This window comes from Psychrobacter sp. 78a-MNA-CIBAN-0178 (assembly GCF_040309625.1).
In the GTDB taxonomy this organism is placed as follows: Bacteria; Pseudomonadota; Gammaproteobacteria; order Pseudomonadales; family Moraxellaceae; genus Psychrobacter; species Psychrobacter okhotskensis.
Map to the genome: position 1 here is coordinate 57281 of NZ_JBEOOZ010000004.1, position 17589 is coordinate 74869.

Annotated in this window: 11 protein-coding genes; 7 read left to right on the plus strand and 4 right to left on the minus strand. The window is 44.0% G+C overall.

The genetic code is table 11. The features are described 5' to 3' along the window. Positions 1 to 27 precede the first annotated feature (27 nt). The 5 genes from bamA (at position 28) to AAEY80_RS04330 (ending at position 6851) form a co-directional block, all read left to right on the plus strand. A complete protein-coding gene (bamA, locus tag AAEY80_RS04310) occupies positions 28 to 2451 on the plus strand; it encodes an outer membrane protein assembly factor BamA (RefSeq protein ID WP_350587936.1) in 2424 nt (807 codons plus the stop codon). A gap of 179 nt (positions 2452 to 2630) precedes the next feature. After that, positions 2631 to 3647 (plus strand): UDP-3-O-(3-hydroxymyristoyl)glucosamine N-acyltransferase, encoded by a 1017-nt coding sequence (lpxD, locus tag AAEY80_RS04315; protein ID WP_101211696.1) that lies wholly within the window; start codon positions 2631 to 2633, stop codon positions 3645 to 3647. Positions 3648 to 3716: 69 nt separating this feature from the next. After that, positions 3717 to 4226 (plus strand): 3-hydroxyacyl-ACP dehydratase FabZ, encoded by a 510-nt coding sequence (gene fabZ, locus AAEY80_RS04320; RefSeq protein ID WP_025650524.1) that lies wholly within the window; start codon positions 3717 to 3719, stop codon positions 4224 to 4226. Between the two features lie 175 nt (positions 4227 to 4401). Beyond that, positions 4402 to 5181, plus strand: a complete 780-nt coding sequence (gene lpxA, locus AAEY80_RS04325; RefSeq protein ID WP_101211697.1) for an acyl-ACP--UDP-N-acetylglucosamine O-acyltransferase — start codon at positions 4402 to 4404, stop codon at positions 5179 to 5181. A 317-nt stretch (positions 5182 to 5498) separates the two neighbouring features. After that, complete coding sequence (locus tag AAEY80_RS04330) at positions 5499 to 6851, plus strand: sodium-dependent transporter (RefSeq protein WP_025650522.1); 1353 nt, start codon at positions 5499 to 5501, stop codon at positions 6849 to 6851. A gap of 231 nt (positions 6852 to 7082) precedes the next feature. On the opposite strand, the gene tgt is transcribed toward AAEY80_RS04330, so the two are convergent. Next, on the minus strand, positions 7083 to 8234 hold the full coding sequence (gene tgt / locus AAEY80_RS04335) for a tRNA guanosine(34) transglycosylase Tgt (RefSeq protein ID WP_025650521.1): 1152 nt from the start codon (positions 8232 to 8234) through the stop codon (positions 7083 to 7085). Positions 8235 to 8674: 440 nt separating this feature from the next. Between tgt and AAEY80_RS04340 the strand changes: the two genes are divergently transcribed. Further along, positions 8675 to 9268, plus strand: a complete 594-nt coding sequence (locus AAEY80_RS04340; RefSeq protein ID WP_025650520.1) for an SOUL family heme-binding protein — start codon at positions 8675 to 8677, stop codon at positions 9266 to 9268. A gap of 79 nt (positions 9269 to 9347) precedes the next feature. Here AAEY80_RS04340 and asd read toward each other — a convergent pair whose 3' ends face one another. Beyond that, positions 9348 to 10481 (minus strand): aspartate-semialdehyde dehydrogenase, encoded by a 1134-nt coding sequence (gene asd / locus AAEY80_RS04345; protein ID WP_173238939.1) that lies wholly within the window; start codon positions 10479 to 10481, stop codon positions 9348 to 9350. A gap of 426 nt (positions 10482 to 10907) precedes the next feature. Between asd and AAEY80_RS04350 the strand changes: the two genes are divergently transcribed. After that, positions 10908 to 12029 carry an endonuclease/exonuclease/phosphatase family protein gene (locus AAEY80_RS04350; RefSeq protein ID WP_201565707.1) on the plus strand — a complete coding sequence of 374 codons (1122 nt, stop codon included), beginning with the start codon at positions 10908 to 10910 and terminating at the stop codon, positions 12027 to 12029. A gap of 585 nt (positions 12030 to 12614) precedes the next feature. Here AAEY80_RS04350 and AAEY80_RS04355 read toward each other — a convergent pair. Together AAEY80_RS04355 and AAEY80_RS04360 are read right to left on the minus strand one after the other, a co-directional pair. Next, positions 12615 to 14024, minus strand: a complete 1410-nt coding sequence (locus AAEY80_RS04355; RefSeq protein WP_101211698.1) for a peptidylprolyl isomerase — start codon at positions 14022 to 14024, stop codon at positions 12615 to 12617. Positions 14025 to 14186: 162 nt separating this feature from the next. Beyond that, positions 14187 to 17234 carry an LPS-assembly protein LptD gene (locus AAEY80_RS04360; RefSeq protein ID WP_350587937.1) on the minus strand — a complete coding sequence of 1016 codons (3048 nt, stop codon included), beginning with the start codon at positions 17232 to 17234 and terminating at the stop codon, positions 14187 to 14189. Between the last annotated feature and the right edge of the window lie 355 nt (positions 17235 to 17589).

A 17589-nucleotide genomic window follows, 5' to 3' on the forward strand; every position in this document is an offset into this window, starting at 1 on the left:
CAAGTTTTTTATTGACGGATAGTGTTTATGCGTACGCCTTTATTTATGAGCGCGGCTGGGTTGCCGTTAGTTGTAGCGATGATGAGTATGCCAGTACAGGCTGCAGAATTTGTGGTCACTGACATCGGTTTCAATGGTCTACAACGACTAACTCCTGATAGTCTCTATCCGGTTCTACCTATTTCGGTAGGTGATACGGTTAATGATAGTCGTTTGGCCGCCAGTATTAAGGCGCTATATGCGACTGATAACTTTGCCGATATTCAAAGCCGTGTCGAAGGCGGTCAGCTACGATTTGACGTCGTCGAGCGTCCAATTATTGCTGAGGTCAATTTTGAAGGCAATAAGCTCATTCCAAAAGAAGGTCTAGAGCAAGGGCTTGGCAACGCTGGTCTGTCAGTCGGTGATGTGCTTAAGCAAGCAACATTGCAAGGCGTCGCCAACGAGCTGCAGCAGCAGTATATTAGCCAAGGGTATTACAACAGCAATATCGAAGTTGATCAGACGCTGCTAGATGGCAACCGCGTCAAGCTTGACGTGCGCTTTATCGAAGGTAAGCCGGCCAAAGTTGTCGATATCAATATCATTGGGAACACGCACTTTAGTGACGAAGAAATTAGAGACGTTTTTGCCGTCAAAGAATCGTCATGGACACGTCTGTTATCGAAGTCTGATCGCTACGCTAAAGAAAAGCTGGCCGCTAGTTTAGAGAATTTAAAAGCGCTTTATCAAAATGATGGTTACGTGCGTTTTAACGTCGATAATGCTGTCCTTAATATTAGTGAAGACAAAAAGAATGTCTTTATTGAGATCAGTTTAAGTGAAGGTGAACAGTATCAGTTTGGGGAAGTGAATTTCTTAGGCAAGCCGACATTTGATACCAATGAGCTGAAAGAGCTGGTTAGCTTTGCGCCTAATGAAAAGTATTCACAAGCTAAGCTTGACGCTACAACTGCTGCTCTGAAGAGTCGTTATGGTAACGAAGGTTACTATTTAGCACAAATTCGACCGGTACCACGTATCAATGACGAGACGAGAATGGTCGATGTCGATTATTATATCGATCCAGCACGCCCTATCTACGTACGCCGTATCAACTTCACGGGTAACACCAAAACTCAGGATGTCGTGCTGCGTCGTGAAATGCGTCAGTTAGAAGGCGCGCTTGCCTCTAGCGAAAAAATTCAGTTGTCACGTACGCGTCTGATGCGTACCGGCTTCTTTAAAGCAGTCAATGTCGATGTCAAGCCAGTACCCAATCAGCCAGATCAAATGGATGTGAATTTTACGGTTGAAGAGCAGCCTTCTGGTAGCTCAACGATTGCCGCCGGTTACTCACAGAGTGGCGGTGTCACGTTCCAGTTAGACTTGACGCAAAATAACTTCATGGGTACAGGTAACCGTGTTAAAGCGGCGCTATCACGCTCAGAAACCCGCGACTCTTACAGCTTAGGTTATACCGATCCGTACTTTACGGAAAACGGTGTTTCGCAGGGTCTGAGCGCCTATTATCGTGAGACCAAATTCGATGATAGAAACGTTAGTAAGTATGTCACCGATTCTTATGGTGCCACGCTTAACTATAGCTATCCTGTCGATGAAACCAAGCGTGTTAGTGCTGGCTTAAACGTTGATAATACCTCAGTACGTGGCGGTCGTTTCCTAGGCGTGTCAAACGTCCAGCAAATCATCGATGATGGCGGCACGTATGAAAACTTCGTCAATAACGAAGGGGCCGACTCGGGTCGTACTGGCTTCAAAAATGACTATCAAACCTATAACTTGCTATTTGGCTGGGATTACAGCACGCTAGATCGTCCAGTATTTCCGACTAAAGGGATGAGTCATACGGTCGATGCAACGATTGGTCTGGGTGATACCAGCTACCAGAAGCTTATCTATCGCGGCAACATATATTATCCTATCTATAAAGATGTAATAGCACGCGGTTATACCAAACTCGGTTATGGTAATGATTTGCCATTCTACGAGAACTTCTATGCTGGTGGTTATGGTTCGGTGCGTGGTTATAAATCATCAAGATTGGGTCCTAAGTCGCAAGGCTATTTTGATGCGATCAATGATGACAGACGCTTTAGAGATGAAGAAATTGGTGGTAATGCTTTAGTCAGCTTCGGTAGTGAATTGATTTTACCAGTACCATTTAAGGGTGACTGGGCAGATCAAGTACGTCCAGTACTGTTCGCCGAAGGTGGTCAGGTATTTGACACTACTGATAAAGAAGATCGTACCTTTATCAACCCTAATAACGGGACTGATACCGGCGTGCCATTATTGACGCAAGATAATAGCTTACGCTTTAGTGCGGGTGCAGGTATAACGTGGTACACACCAATCGGTCCAATTTCACTGAGTTATGCGGTACCGATTGGTGACAAAGAAGGTGATCAGACTGAGAAAGTACAGTTCCAGATTGGTAGTACGTTCTAAAGAGCTTAGTATGCTTTAAGTCATCTAGTACCTCTTAAGTTGCCAGCACTTTTTAGATTGGTTTGATGGCTTATATTAAACCAATACCATCAATCAATAAAAAGCCAGATCTTCACAGGTCGTTGAGTTGATACTTCAATTTGACGACTCTCTTATTCATACTAATGTTAATGCCAACTATGATAACGATTGAGCAACTTATCACGCGGATTGAGCAGCGTCAGCCTATTATTAATAAGGCAGAACTGAGCGATACACAGTTAAAGCTAACACTTAATAGTATTGGTAGTTTAACCACTGCTAACGATGCTCAATTAAGCTTTTTGGCAGATCCTCATTACCTCTCTAGCCTGACCAATAGTCAGGCAGCCGCTGTGTTGGTCACCGCTGAATATCGCGACCAAGTACCAGCAACTTCTATAGCATTGGTAGTGGCATCACCTTACTTGGCTTATGCCAGTGCCAGTCAGGTATTTGCTCGTCAAACTCTAGGTAGTGGCATCCATCCTAGTGCAGTCATTGCTGATAGTGCGCTCCTTGGTGAACAGATCAATATTGGTCCATTTTGTGTTATCGGTGACAATGTAAGTATTGGCGATCGCAGTTGTCTGGATGCTCATGTAGTAATCGAAGCAAATACTAATATCGGGCGTGATTGTGTTATCAAATCACAAGTGGTCATCGGGCATGATTGTGTCATCGGTAATCATGTGAGACTACATGCAGGAGTGAGTGTGGGTGCGGAAGGTTTTGGTTTTGCTCCCACCAACAATCCTAGCATCACGGGCTGGGAACGCATTGCGCAACTCGGTCGCGTCATCATTGGTGATCATGTACGCATTGGTAGCCAAACCTGTATCGATCGCGGTGCCATTGATGATACAGTGATTGGTAATAATGTTATTATTGATAATCTTGTACAAGTCGCTCATAACGTGCACATCGGTGATGGCACGGCAATCGCTGCCCAAACAGCAATCGCAGGTAGCACAAGTATTGGTAAACGCTGTATCATCGGCGGCGCAGTCGGTATCACTGGCCATATCAATATCACCGATGATGTGACATTATCCGGAATGACCATGGTGACCAAATCTATCAAGATCGCTGGGTCATATTCTTCTGGAACAGCGGCAATGCCGACTGCTAAATGGCGCCGTGCCGCTGTGCGCTTTCGTCAGCTTGGTAATGACTAGCGCTCATACAAGTTCAGCAGTAATAAATTTTTAAATATGGCTTTTTAAATATAGCAAGGAAGCGTCATTATGAGCAGCACCCATATCGATATACCAACGGATGAAGACATTAAAAGCTTGGCAGAGCAAGGTCTCACGTTGCCATTAACCTATCACACGCTGAAGCATTATTTGCCGCATCGTTATCCTTTTATGTTGGTAGATAAGATTATTGCCTGCCAGCCTGGCGAATGCATTACCGGTATCAAAAACGTGACCATTAATGAAGAGTTTTTTAATGGTCATTTTCCGGATGAGCCGATTATGCCAGGGGTATTGATGGTAGAATGTATGGCGCAAGTTTCAGGTGTATTGGGCTTTATTAGCGCGGGACTGACCGCCGAAGATGGTTATTTATATCTGTTTGCAGGGGTGGATAAGGTTCGTTTTAAACGCCGCGTCATTCCTGGCGATCAGCTGATTATCCGAGCCAAAACAGTTATGCAAAAGCGTGGTATCTATAAGTTTGATTGTACGGTTCATGTCGAAAATGAGCTTGCAGCGAGTGCTCAGGTGATGATTGCCCGTCAAGAGCAGTAGCTTATCGTTATTATTTCGAGATAACCACTGGCTAAACTGCGTAAAGATTGCCGCCCATATTGTTAATAGCAAAACTCACTTATAATCTGAACGGGTATTGGCTTAATTTATAACGCTACATTAGTGGTATTTGTTTTACTATTTACTTGCATCAGATGATACAAAGGTCCAAATTATGAGTCAGATCCATCCAACAGCACTCATCTCACCGTCCGCTCAGATTGATGAGACTGCTATCATTGGTCCTTATTGTATTGTCGGTGACGAAGTAACGATTGGTGCACATACCACGCTGCATCGCCATGTCGTCGTGGCAAAACTGACGCGTATTGGCAGCCATAATCAATTTTATCAGTTTGCTAGCATTGGTGAGGATCCACAGGATTTAAAGTATGCTGGTGAGCATACTTGGCTTGAAATTGGCGATCATAATACCATTCGTGAGGCTTGTAGTTTGCATCGTGGTACTGCGCAGGATGGTGAGCTTACCAAAATTGGTAGTCACAACTTGCTGATGGTAAATACGCATGTGGCTCACGACTGTGTGATTGGCGATCACAATGTATTGGCCAATAACGTCGGCGTAGCTGGTCATGTAACCATTGGCGATCATACGATAATTGGTGGTAACTCAGGTATTCATCAGTTTTGTACCGTTGATGACTATAGCTTGGTCGGTGGTGCCAGTTTGATTTTGAAGGATGTGGCCGCTTTTACCATGGTATCAGGCAATCCAGCAAAGGCACATGGTCTCAATGTCGAAGGAATGCGCCGAAAAGACTGGTCTAAGCACACGATTGATACCTTGCGCCAAGCGTATCGCACGATTTTTAGATCCGGGTTAACGACCGCTCAAGCGCTTGAAGTCTTAAAGCAAGAGCTATTGCCAAAAGAGCCAAAGATTCAATTGCTCATTGATTCCTTACAAAAAAGCCGTCGCGGCGTCGTTCGCTAACCAAACACGAGCTATTGTAGAAACAGCAATTTGTGGTGTTTCAATCTCGAACAGTCGATATACCAAACTGTTGTTAATTAGCGTCAAACTGTCAAAAAGCCATAACCAATTGTTATGGCTTTTTATATTTATGACTACTTGACTTTTTTGGTCGCTTAGCAGAAACTGAGCGTTTACGATATTGTAAACAATTCTTTCATAATGTTGCTAGGCGCGTCACATTGAGGCGTTAATTAAGTAGCCTGTTATATCAGCAGCTAATTATAATAATCACGGATGATTATAAGCAGCATTAATTGAAGCATGAGGACGGCAAAATGGCTATCAATAAACAAGAACATGCGCAGTGGAGCTCAAGTTTTGGCTTCGTACTGGCGGCAGTAGGCTCGGCAGTTGGTTTAGGAAACATATGGAAGTTCCCATATATGGTTGGTGAAAGCGGTGGTTCAGCTTTCGTTATTGCGTATTTATTCTGTATCGCGCTGGTTGGTTTTCCAATATTAGTCGCAGAATGGTTGGTCGGTCGCCGTGGGCAAAAAAACCCTATTAATACTTTCGCTGATGTCGCCGCAAGCGAAGGCAAGTCACGCAGTTGGGGTATTGTTGGTGCCACTGGTATTTTAGGCGGCTTTTTGATCCTATCTTTTTATAGTGTGATTGGTGGCTGGGCGCTGAATTATATTACTAAAGTCGCAAGCGGTAGCTTCGCTGGTCAAGACAGCGATTCTGTTGCTGCAACCTTTGATGCGATGCTCGCCTCAGCTGGTACGCTGACTGTTTGGCATACCGTATTTATGGCGCTGACTGCTTTAATCGTTGGAATTGGTGTCACCAAAGGTATTGAAGGAACTGCTAAGATTTTGATGCCATTGTTGGGCTTGATTTTGTTCATCATGGTTGGTTATAACGTGATCAATGGTGGCTTTGGTGAGGCAGTGGCTTACTTGTTCACACCAGATCTTAGCAAGCTCACCGCTGACGTTATGCTCGCAGCCTTGGGCCATGCTTTCTTCACCCTGTCCATTGGTATGGGTATTATGGTGGCTTATGGCTCTTATTTGGGCCGCGAAGTAAACTTGCTCAAAACAGCACGAACCGTGGTTATTTTGGATACAGTCATTGCACTAGCTGCAGGTCTGGCTATCTTCCCAATTATCTTTAGTCATGGTCTCGATCCGGCTTCAGGTCCTGGCCTTATTTTTGTCAGTTTACCAATTGCTTTTGGTAGTATGGGCGCAGGCACAATTCTTGGAACCTTATTCTTCTTATTGATTACCTTCGCTGCTATTACTTCATCTGTCTCTTTACTTGAACCGACGGTTGAGTTCTTGGAAGAGCGGACATCGATGAATCGTATGATGGCCACAGTCGTTGCTAGTACGGTGATTTGGCTACTGGGTGTTGCGGCATTGTTATCGTTTAATCTATGGTCTGAATTTACCATTATGGGTAATGGTATCTTTGATGCTTTAGATAAGCTTACCAGTAAATTCCTATTACCGCTGACAGGTCTTGCGGGTATTATTTTCGTTGGCTGGAAAATGGATCAGCGTACGATTCAACAGGAGCTGGGTCTATCTAATGGAATGTGGCAGCTTTGGCAAATCGTTGCTAAGTTCGTCGCGCCAATCGCCGTTATCGTGGTCTTTATTACTACGTTAATGGGCTAGGATTTATACGAATTCAAAGTATTTAAATTACTAGCTTTAAAGATGATAAGCAACAAAAAGGGCTTAAGATAATTCTTAAGCCCTTTTTGTATGTATAGTCAGTGAAAAGTAGTATCGAACCATCACGAATTGCTGATATCCGTTTTTCTTGCTTGCTGTGCTTATGCAGACCCTAGCAATACCATCGCGTTTTTAGGATATTTTGACTATATAACTGTTCCAAAAATACGATTAGCGTAAGTTTAGCTCAGGAACCGTTTGTCCACGCTTGCTATAGAATCCGATGACGAACTCATCGAAGGCGTCTTGTTCGATAGCATCTCTAATACCTTGCATCAGACGTTGGTAATAACGCAAGTTATGAATAGTCGCCAACTGCGCGCCTAGCATCTCTTTACATTTATTAAGATGGTATAAATAAGCACGGCTAAAGTTTTGACAAGTATAGCAGTCGCACTCTGGGTCTAATGTGCCTTCATCATTGCGATATTGGCTGTTACGGATACGGACGACACCTGCATTGTCTAAGTCGCCTGTCACGAAGTAATGACCGTTACGCGCGTTACGAGTCGGCATGACGCAGTCAAACATATCTACGCCGCGACGGACTGCTTCGACGATATCTTCAGGCTTGCCCACGCCCATTAGGTAGCGCGGCTTGTCTGCTGGCATGGCGTCTGGGATATAATCTAAGACATCCATCATCTCGTCCTTTGGCTCACCAACAGACAGACCACCGATGGCATAACCATCAAAGCCGATATCGAGCAAGCCTTCGAGTGATTGCTGACGCAAATCGGCATACATACTGCCTTGGATGATGCCAAATAGGGCATTGGTGCTGCCTAGCCTATTATGTTCATCAACGCAGCGCTGTCCCCAACGTAGTGAGAGCTCTAACGATTTTTTGGCTTCATCATGGGTGGCTGGGTAGGGCGTGCATTCATCGAATTGCATGACGATGTCTGAGTTCAAGCTATATTGAATCTGCATCGACTTTTCTGGTGAGAGAAATACTTTAGCGCCATCGATAGGGGATTTGAAGTCGACCCCTTCTTCGGTGATTTTACGCATCGCACCCAAACTGAATACTTGGAAGCCGCCTGAATCGGTCAAGATAGGCTTATCCCAATGCATAAATTTATGCAAGCCGCCGAACTTATCGATGACTTCAGTGCCCGGGCGTAACCATAAGTGGAAGGTATTGCCTAGCACGATATCAGCGCCAATGGCTTCGATATCACGTGGTAGCATACCTTTGACCGTACCATAAGTACCGACAGGCATAAACGCTGGCGTTTGCACATCGCCATGATTGAGGTGAACCGTACCACGGCGGGCACGCGTTGTGCCGCTGGCTGTTTTATGTAAGACAAATTGCATATGATAACCGCTATTTACACTATGAAAATGGCGCTAATTATAGCATTGTTAGCGATTTTTTTGGACATCGATGTTTGCGGGTCATTAATATATAGTCAGTGAAAAGTAATATCGAGACATCACGCACTGCTGATATCTATTTTTTTTGCTTGCTGTGCCTGCGCAGACAGAGGCGACAAAAAATTAATATCAGCAATAGCGTAGATTTTTTTAGGATATTTTGACTCTATATCCATTGGTACGTGTGTTACGACAACAACCAAAAGACACAGACAGTGTCGTTCAGTGCTTGTTAAAGTAAAGAATAAATATTAAAACCACTAAACATTGCTGATGAATGGCGGATAAAGAACATGATCGAAGCAACTTATTTTTTACCTAATCGCTCGCTATTTAGTAGCTCATTGTTCAGTAGCCTATTACTAATATCAGGAGCAGCTATGGCGACCGAAGAGCCTACCTATACCGTTTTGACAAAAACGAAGAGTTTTGAATTGCGTCATTATGATGCCCAGTTGGTGGCACAGACTTGGGTAATGGGTGATCAAGATGCTGCCAGTCGTGCAGGATTTAAGATTTTAGCAGATTATATTTTTGGCAATAATACTGCCCCAACTGGTGGCAGTCGTAAGATTAGCATGACAGCGCCTGTTACGATGCAGCCTAATAACAAAAAGAGTGATGGTGATTCGCAGAAAATTGCTATGACGGCACCAGTGAGTATGCAACAAGCCGATGGCAAATGGCGCGTACAATTTACGATGCCAAGCCAATATACGCTGCAAACGTTGCCCAAACCCAATAATCCAAATATTGAGATTAAAAAAGTACCGGCACAGACTTATGGCGTTATTAAATTCTCCGGATTGGCAGGCAGCAAAAAAGTAGCAGAAAAAACCGATGAGCTGCAGACGTGGATGCAATCCCAAAATTTAAAAGTTACTGGCGTGCCGGAACTTGCCCGCTATAATCCGCCATGGACGTTACCTTTTATGCGTCGCAATGAAGTGATGATTGCTTATCAGCCAAAATGATCCTTTATCATCAAAAATGACGCCAAAAAAAGACAGCAAGCGCTGTCTTTTTTTGAGCTTAAATTTCAGGAAATAAATTTTAGCTTTTTTGCTCACGAATGATATTTAGCATACGGCGTAATGGTTCGGCCGCACCCCATAACAGTTGGTCACCGACGGTAAACGCACCTAGGTATTCTGGCCCCATATTCAGCTTACGCAAGCGACCCAAAGCTACTGTCAAAGTACCTGTCACTGCCACTGGCGTTAAGCGGTTCATAGCGGCTTCTTTATCGTCTTCAACCAAGTCTAACCACTCATTGCCACTGTTTTTTAGTGCCGCCTCGATTTCCTCTAATGGGATATCTTTCTTAAGCTTAATGGTTAAGCCTTGCGCATGACAGCGCATGGCGCCCACACGGACACACATACCGTCGATAGCAATTTTATCTGCTTCAGAGTTACCAAGGATTTTATTGGTTTCGACGCCGCCTTTCCACTCTTCTTTTGACTGTTTGTTTTCTAGCTGTGCGTCGATATAGGGGATTAGACTACCAGCCAATGGCACACCAAAGTATTGCTTAGGAAAGTCATCTGAGCGTTGAGTTTGGGCGATTTTTTTATCAATCTCAAGGATAGCGCTAGCAGGATCAGCCAACTCATCTTTGACCGCATCGTGTAGTACACCCATGCCGTTGATGAGCTCGCGCATGTTGTTGGCGCCAGAGCCACTCGCTGCTTGATAAGTCATCGCGCTGACCCATTCTACCCAGCCTCTATTAAACAACTCGCCGATGGCCATCAGCATAAGTGATACTGTACAGTTGCCGCCGATAAAGTCTTTTTGACCGTTGGCTAGGGCGCTATCAATAACGCTGCGATTGACCGGATCAAGAACGATGATGCTGTCATCTTCCATACGCAGAGTGCTTGCCGCATCAATCCAATAGCCGCTCCAACTGCTGGCACGCAATGGTTGATGGACTTTTGAAGTGTAGTCGCCACCTTGGCAGGTGATAATCACATCACAAGCAGCGAGTGCATCAATATCATGAGCGTCTTTTAGTTGGCTGGTCTGAATACCATCGAAACTTGGCGCATCACCACCCGCGTTACTGGTTGAAAAAAATACCGGCGTGATACCGTCAAAATCTTTTTCTTCCTGCATACGTTGTATCAACACTGAGCCAACCATACCGCGCCAGCCTACCAAACCTACTGTTAAATCACTCATGAATCTTAATCCTTTTTTACCGTTATTTGTTGCATCGCCAGCCGATAACAATGCCGTGAATAGCCCTAAAAAGCAAGGCGTTTTCGCAGATTTTGACTGTTTTTCATACACTAATAACTATGCCCACTATAACTTTACGTTATTATTATAAAACCGCTATTATATCGGTTGTACTCATGTTGCATACAGGAGCAATAAGAGTGATGAAAAATATAACAAGCTCACTGTTTTATATCAGTTGAAATTGTAACGTTTTATGCTCAGCTGCGCATAATTAAGGCTCAATAGTAGGCGATAGTGTTATGAAATGCTAAAGTAAGCACCTACGATTGACTTAGATAATCATACAAGCGTTAGTCATTAACGAACGATGAGTATAAGAATCATTGGTTTGATCATCCACTTAATAAACGGTTACTACACATTATGGATCTTTCCCTCTTATATTATGGCGCGCAGTGTTTAGCTGGTTTCATCGCGTTTGTGACGATTTGGGGTTTGTTGCCTCTTGATAACTGGTGGGTGCGCGGCGTTGAGTTTCCTCGTATTCAAATAATGGTGCTGGGCGTCGTTGCTTGGGTTGGCATGCTCGCATTTTGGTCACAATGGCAGCTGGGGCAGTGGCTGTTATTTGTCATCTTAAGCCTGACTTTGGCCTTTCAGCTGAGAATGGTACTCCCTTATACCAAATTGTGGAAAAAAGAAGTGCAAAGTGCCAAGGACAAGCCAGATGGCGAAGATCATCAACTCAAAATTATGGTATCAAATGTCTTAACCCCTAATGACGAAACGCAAAAACTGGTCGATTTAGTCAAGCAAAGACAGCCGGATATTTTAATTACCCTAGAAAGTGATAATAAGTGGGAAAAAGCCCTGCAGCAAATTGAGCCAGACTATCCGTATACCGTAAAAGTACCGCTGGATAATCTGTACGGCATGCATCTGTATTCTAAGCTTGAGCTGATAGATCCTAAAGTCAAATATTTAATGATTGATGATATTCCCTCTATCCACACGCAGCTGCGCTTACAAAGCGGACGAGTGATTTGGTTATATTGTTTGCATCCTATGCCGCCAAGCCCGACGGAAGCGGATAAATCAACGACTCGTGATGCAGAGCTGCTTATGGTTGGCAAACATATCAAAGAAAATGAGCAAACGGCGATACTTGCTGGCGATCTTAATGATGTGGCTTGGTCAAAGACAACGCGCCGCTTCCAACGTATCTCAGGTCTACTAGATCCTCGTATTGGTCGTCACTTTATCAATACCTTCCATGTCAATTATCCGTTTTTACGTTGGGCGCTTGATCATATCTTCCATAGTGCTTGCTTTACCGTGGTTGATATCAGACGTTTGCCCTCTATTGGCTCCGATCATTTTCCGGTCATGACGACCTTGCAATATGAGCCAGAAGAAGCCAGCAATCAAGAGCAAAATGCTCCTACTGCTAATGCAGAAGATGTTAAAGAAACAGAAAATAAAATCGAAGCTGGCAAAAAAGAAGGTTGTAAAGTCTCAAAAGAGCATGTAGCAGAGCAGTCGTAGTTAGAGAATGTCCTAGTATTTTCGCTAAACCTTTATAGTCTTAAGGGCTACGCCAATAGGCTTTCTCAAAACGTAAGCAAATGCTTACGTCAAATAAGGTCTTTAGCCTCTAGTGGTCTCTAACCAATTGCCCTACAATACAATCATCAACACAAGGATAGGCAAGGATGCAGTGTTGAGGCAGTGACAATCCAAGCACAGGTCAGCCCGCTGTCTTATAAGTTACTGTTTACGACTTAGGATAAGTCAGAATGGAAGAAATAATAATAACATGAAGCGCCATAGCCCCGAACCAATCGCCCTAGGTTCGGGGCTTTTCTTTGTATATTATTATGAGCTGATAAGTAAAGTAGCAGTTTCTAGCATATCAAATGATATCAGCAGTGCATGATGTATCAATATTACTTTTCACTCACTATATCCAACTTTCTAAGTAATTTACTAAGAACAAAAACAGGCTTTCCTAGGTAAGAAGAAAAAACACCTATGAGTTATTAATACAAAAAGGGGTACATGCATTGGCATATACCCTTTTTATTCAACTATTTTTACTAAGATGCCACTTATTAGCGCATTGCTAAGATATTAACCAAGTACTTGGATGTAAGCACCGGCGCGTAGCTCTTGTAGCCAGTCTTCTTTGGCTTGCGGTGCTAGACGTTGATATAACGCTTGACGTGCCATGCTACGGCGATATTGTTCACTAACATCTTCTTGGCGCTGACCTTCTACTTTTAGGATATGCCAGCCAAACTGGGTTTTAAAAGGCGCAGAATAATCACCGACTGCTGTATTTTTCATCACTGCTTCAAACGGTCCAACCATATCGTCTGCACTTACCCAATTTAGATCGCCACCACGTCCTGCAGAACCTGGGTCGTCTGAATAGGTCGATGCCAGACCAGCAAAGTCAGCACCGCTGCGCAGTTGCTCATACAGATCATTAATCTTTTGCTCAGCAAGCGCATCCGTTTGTAGCTCATCTACTTTGATTAAGATATGACGCGTATGCCACTGCGGCACAAGCATTTTATCACTGTCTTTTTTATCAGCGAGCTTAATGATATCAATGCCTTCTGGCGTCACTAATGGGGCACTTACTGCGCCGACATCAAGCTTGGTAATCTCGCTCGATAGCTCAGTCGGGAGAGCGGCGGCTTTATGAAAGCCCATATCGCCACCTTGTATTGGAATAGGGTAGCTACCTTGGCTGGCAGTAACGGCTGCAGCCACGTCGACATTGGGCTCTAGCAAGCGCGCACGTAGTGCTTGTGCTACTTTGAGTGCTTCTTCACGCTGAGCTTCTGACAGTCGGCTGTAGTCATCCATATAAGGCACGCGTACATGGACGGTCTGGTATTCGCTTTGGTTTAGGCGCTTGGCTTCTGGAGAGGCCAAAAATGCATCGATATCCTGCTCGCTAATACGTACACGATTGCTGATTTGACGTTGTTGTAGAGACTGAATCGCAGCATCTTCAATCAGCTTAGCACGCAGGGTCGCATAGCTTCCGGGCTGCGCGGCATCTAGGCGTTGCTGCAAAGCGGCGATACTACCAAGCCCTTCAGCTTGAGCGATTTGACCAAGACGCTGATTAATCTCAGCTTCATCAGGATTTAGACCGACGCGTTTAACCAATGACAGTTGTAGTTCACGCAAGATGAGAGCATTTAATACTTCAGACTGTAGCTGTGCTGAATTGGCAATCGGCTCACCAGCCGCTTGGGCGCGTGCTTGGGTCTGGGTGATTGCGTCCATCAAGTCGCTTTTTAAGATAGCGTTTTCATTGACTAAAGCAATGATACCATCGGTACTGTTGGCTGGGGTCAAGCGATTGACGTTACTTTGCTCAGCAGCAGCGTTTGCTTTAGGCGTTGGTGCTTTTGCAGCATTAACGGTAGCAGCTTGAGCACTGAAACTAAGTAAAAAGCCTGCACTCATACTCATAGAAAGCAGTACAGCTCGGCTGGTCTGACGTAAAGAAAAAAATCTCATGATGCTCCTCATCAATGTCATCGCATCGGATGGTAGTCGGTCAACGCTATCCAATACTTTTAATAAGCAAATACTGTATAAGGTTGTCCATAATAGGATTACGAACAAGGTTGTGTAAGTAGTAACGAAAACAATGATTTAATATAGCATTATTTACGCTTTTTAGTCTTTCCATGCAGTTTGGACAGGTTCAAAGCCCAAAACTTTATCAGCGAGCAATCGTGTCAAACGGCTGTTATTGCTACCAAGACCGTTCAATCTAATCTCTGCCATAATCGCTTGTGTTGGTTTGTCTCTGACGTTCAAGTCATTATAGTAACGACGACCATAAACGGCAAAACCAAAACAGCAATCCTCATAATCGATGCCGACCAACGAATCGAGCATTTTATTACGATTATAATCATATTGACCTTGAGCCAATACTCGCCAGCTATTGTTGATTGGGAAAACAGCTGAGGCAGTAAAAGCTGATAGCGGCAACTGATTGGTATTTTCATCGCGCTGGCGCTTCACAAATCCGATATTAAACAAGCTGTTATCTGATGGCTGATAACGCAATTCAGTCGTAATATAGTTCAAGTCATAACTGTCAGTGAGCGCGCCGCTAACATCCACCCAAACATTATTATAAGGTTGCGTACTGGTATCCCAGACCATTCCAGAAGAGGAAGATCTAAAAACGGGTTGCTGGTTTTCAAGGGTGACGCGCCCATCATCGATATAAAACTGCTCAGCAATGCTACCATCAAAACGTGTCACACCCGTTGCGTCGATGTAACGATAATTAACCCCAGGGGTAATAGAATGCAAATCTTGCAAGCGATCATGCCCTAAAAACCAACTGTCCGAAAACAACTGCTCGTAGTTAATGGAAGCAATACGAGTGTTAAAGTTAGGGATGTCGTTTTGGTTTTTAAACGGTGAGTAGGTGTATTTCAAGCGCGGACTTAATAGGCGATAGCCACCCAGCGTATCGTCAAAAGCCCCAAAAGGTGAGCCTGCTTGATAGAAGTTTAGACCTGCGTCAATACTGGCTTGCGGCACAAATACCGATTGGCTACCATCTTGATCATTGAGTTGATTGTCCGCTAAGCTGTCCTCATCGTAAGAGGTATACAGGTGTTGTAGGCTGACTTTGGGCTTGATATAACCCCATGACTTTTCCATCGGATAAGCGGCGCTAATTTTATTATAGATTCGCGCACCGCTTTTTTCATTTTCAGAACCATCATCGATAGATTTTTTGAAATAAGCAGAATCATGGACACCCGTAATATCAAAACGCTCTGCCCAAGGCAATCGGTAATCAAGTTTGAGCTGTGGTAAACGTGAATATGGCTTGTCTTTGTCTTGTAATGGCTGACCATTGTCGGTAAAAGCATTGAGCGTTTGGAAGGTTTCGACTTTTAATTCACCGTTCACATAGTCATTATAATAATTAAGTCGAGCACGGCGCGGTAAGTTTAAAGTATTGTCTGATAAGCCTAGGGTGTCAAAGTCGTTAATATAATCTTCATCCGACACATAGCTGTATTTAGCATCGCCACTTAAGCGTGGAATACTATTTGATGACCAGTAATGATCATAAAAAAAACTGGCGCGATCTTCGTCGTTATACTCTTTGTCGTTCGGCAAATACGAGCCGTTAAAAATTCCTTCGCCATAATTTTCAGTCAAATAGCGAAACTCACCTGCGAGCATCGGGTTGCGATCGCTGTAGATATGTGTATTGATCGTCGCATCATAATTAGGTGACAAATTGAGATAGTATGGGATATCAACCTCAAGTCCGCTTTTACTACTGACACTCGCATTCGGTAATAAAAACCCCGTACTGCGCCGACTGTCTATGGGGAAGTTAAAATAAGGCAGATAAAACACCGGAACATCTGCAATACGGAAAGTAGTATTGTAAGCTTTACCGCGACCTGTCTCAGTATCTAAATCAATGCTTTTGGCATCAAATTGCCATTTACGGTCAGTTGGTGGGCAGGTACTGAACATGACTCGATCAAGCTCATACTGGCTGTCGTTAGGTCGGTTGAGGCGTTTGGCATAGCCATGTGCTTGCAGTTCTACGCTAGCAAATGCCACATCATTGGCGGTTGACTGTCCCGTTTCGGTATTGTAAGCCAGACTGTCTGCGACGCCGATGAGACCGCCTTTTGCCGCCTGCTCGGTGATATTGCCTGTAGCAGCATTTTGGGTATTGGTTTGAGGATTGGCACGCGTTACTTGCGCACCAGTCGCTTGATCGGTGAACATTACTTTGCCTTGCGCTGCGGTAACACCACTGCTTAAGTCCAGCACGATTTTATCGGCTTCAATATGCTGAGTTCCTTGATCGACAATCACATTACCAGAGAGCTCGGCATAGTCGACATTGTCATAATATCCATAATCAGACTCTGCAAATAAAGGCGCCTGATTATTAGCCACACCATTTAGATTGGTTGCCGTCTGGCCACTATCCATTGCCGCTTCATTGACGGCGCGCTGATAATTAGCGTTTTGCTGTGGGTAGACCCATTGACCTTCACAGCGTTGCGCACTATCGACAGCATTCGGCAGTAGGCGCAAGTTTTTGCCTACTTTTGGGATGGTTTGCGTGGCAGGTGTTAGGGTGTTCTGGATAGTGTCATCTTCAGACTCTACGGGTTTGTCACTAGCGTTTTGCGTTGATAAGTCAGTATCAGGGGTGAGCTCATAAAATTCTGCCAAACGCCGTAAACTGTCTTGAATACTCTCGTCACTGGTATCGATTGCATCATTGTCGCTGACAGCCGCTAAGGGTTTTTTCTGCGTTTGTGCCTGAGCTTGTGCATCGTCATCACTATTGTTAGCGATTTCAGTGATGTCTAAATTGCCATTATCGAGGGTGCTGCCAGTATCTAAGTCAAGATTACTGCTCTCAGAGGCAGCATTTACAGTCTCTTCGCCTGCTTCATAAACACTACTCTGCGCAGCGGCACGCTGGTAACTAATGTCTTGATTGATGGCGTTGACATTAGCGTTGACATTGGTATTGGCGTCGGTATTGATATCGCCGGTTAGGTCAGAGACATAACTGCTGGTAGTATCAGCGGGCAAAGATGCGGTCGTCTGTGCGTCAGCATTGGTAAGTGCTGCGCTGACGGTCAAACTTGATAAGCCTAAGGCACCAAATAAAACCAAACGGATGCTTTGGTAAAGCGGAGAATATAACAAGGGCACACCTATGATTGCAGAGCCTATTGAATGACGATATTTAGTTTAGTAGCCGTATTTTAGCTATATTTAGCGGCTCATTAATGATTAAAAAATCAGGAACTAATCATATAATCTCAAAAATTTGGGTGTTTTACATATAATGACGACTAATCATAGTCAAAAAAAACCAAATCAGCTACACTATTTACCAAAATTTATAACATCGCCAAGCCGTTTTTTAGATTATTGCTTAGCGCGTTGATAAAACTATGTGTCAATACCTATATTACAACAGATACTGTCAATCAAGCTGCCACTATTTTAGCAAGGTTTTGCCTGACTTATCACTACTTTAATGATTTATGACTTATAT

Coding starts and splice junctions, on each gene's coding strand:
- bamA (WP_350587936.1), top strand. CDS start 28: ATGCGTACGCCTTTATTTATGAGCGCGGCTGGGTTGCCGTTAGTTGTA.
- lpxD (WP_101211696.1), top strand. CDS start 2,631: ATGATAACGATTGAGCAACTTATCACGCGGATTGAGCAGCGTCAGCCT.
- fabZ (WP_025650524.1), top strand. CDS start 3,717: ATGAGCAGCACCCATATCGATATACCAACGGATGAAGACATTAAAAGC.
- lpxA (WP_101211697.1), top strand. CDS start 4,402: ATGAGTCAGATCCATCCAACAGCACTCATCTCACCGTCCGCTCAGATT.
- AAEY80_RS04330 (WP_025650522.1), top strand. CDS start 5,499: ATGGCTATCAATAAACAAGAACATGCGCAGTGGAGCTCAAGTTTTGGC.
- tgt (WP_025650521.1), bottom strand. CDS start 8,234: ATGCAATTTGTCTTACATAAAACAGCCAGCGGCACAACGCGTGCCCGC.
- AAEY80_RS04340 (WP_025650520.1), top strand. CDS start 8,675: ATGGCGACCGAAGAGCCTACCTATACCGTTTTGACAAAAACGAAGAGT.
- asd (WP_173238939.1), bottom strand. CDS start 10,481: ATGAGTGATTTAACAGTAGGTTTGGTAGGCTGGCGCGGTATGGTTGGC.
- AAEY80_RS04350 (WP_201565707.1), top strand. CDS start 10,908: ATGGATCTTTCCCTCTTATATTATGGCGCGCAGTGTTTAGCTGGTTTC.
- AAEY80_RS04355 (WP_101211698.1), bottom strand. CDS start 14,024: ATGAGATTTTTTTCTTTACGTCAGACCAGCCGAGCTGTACTGCTTTCT.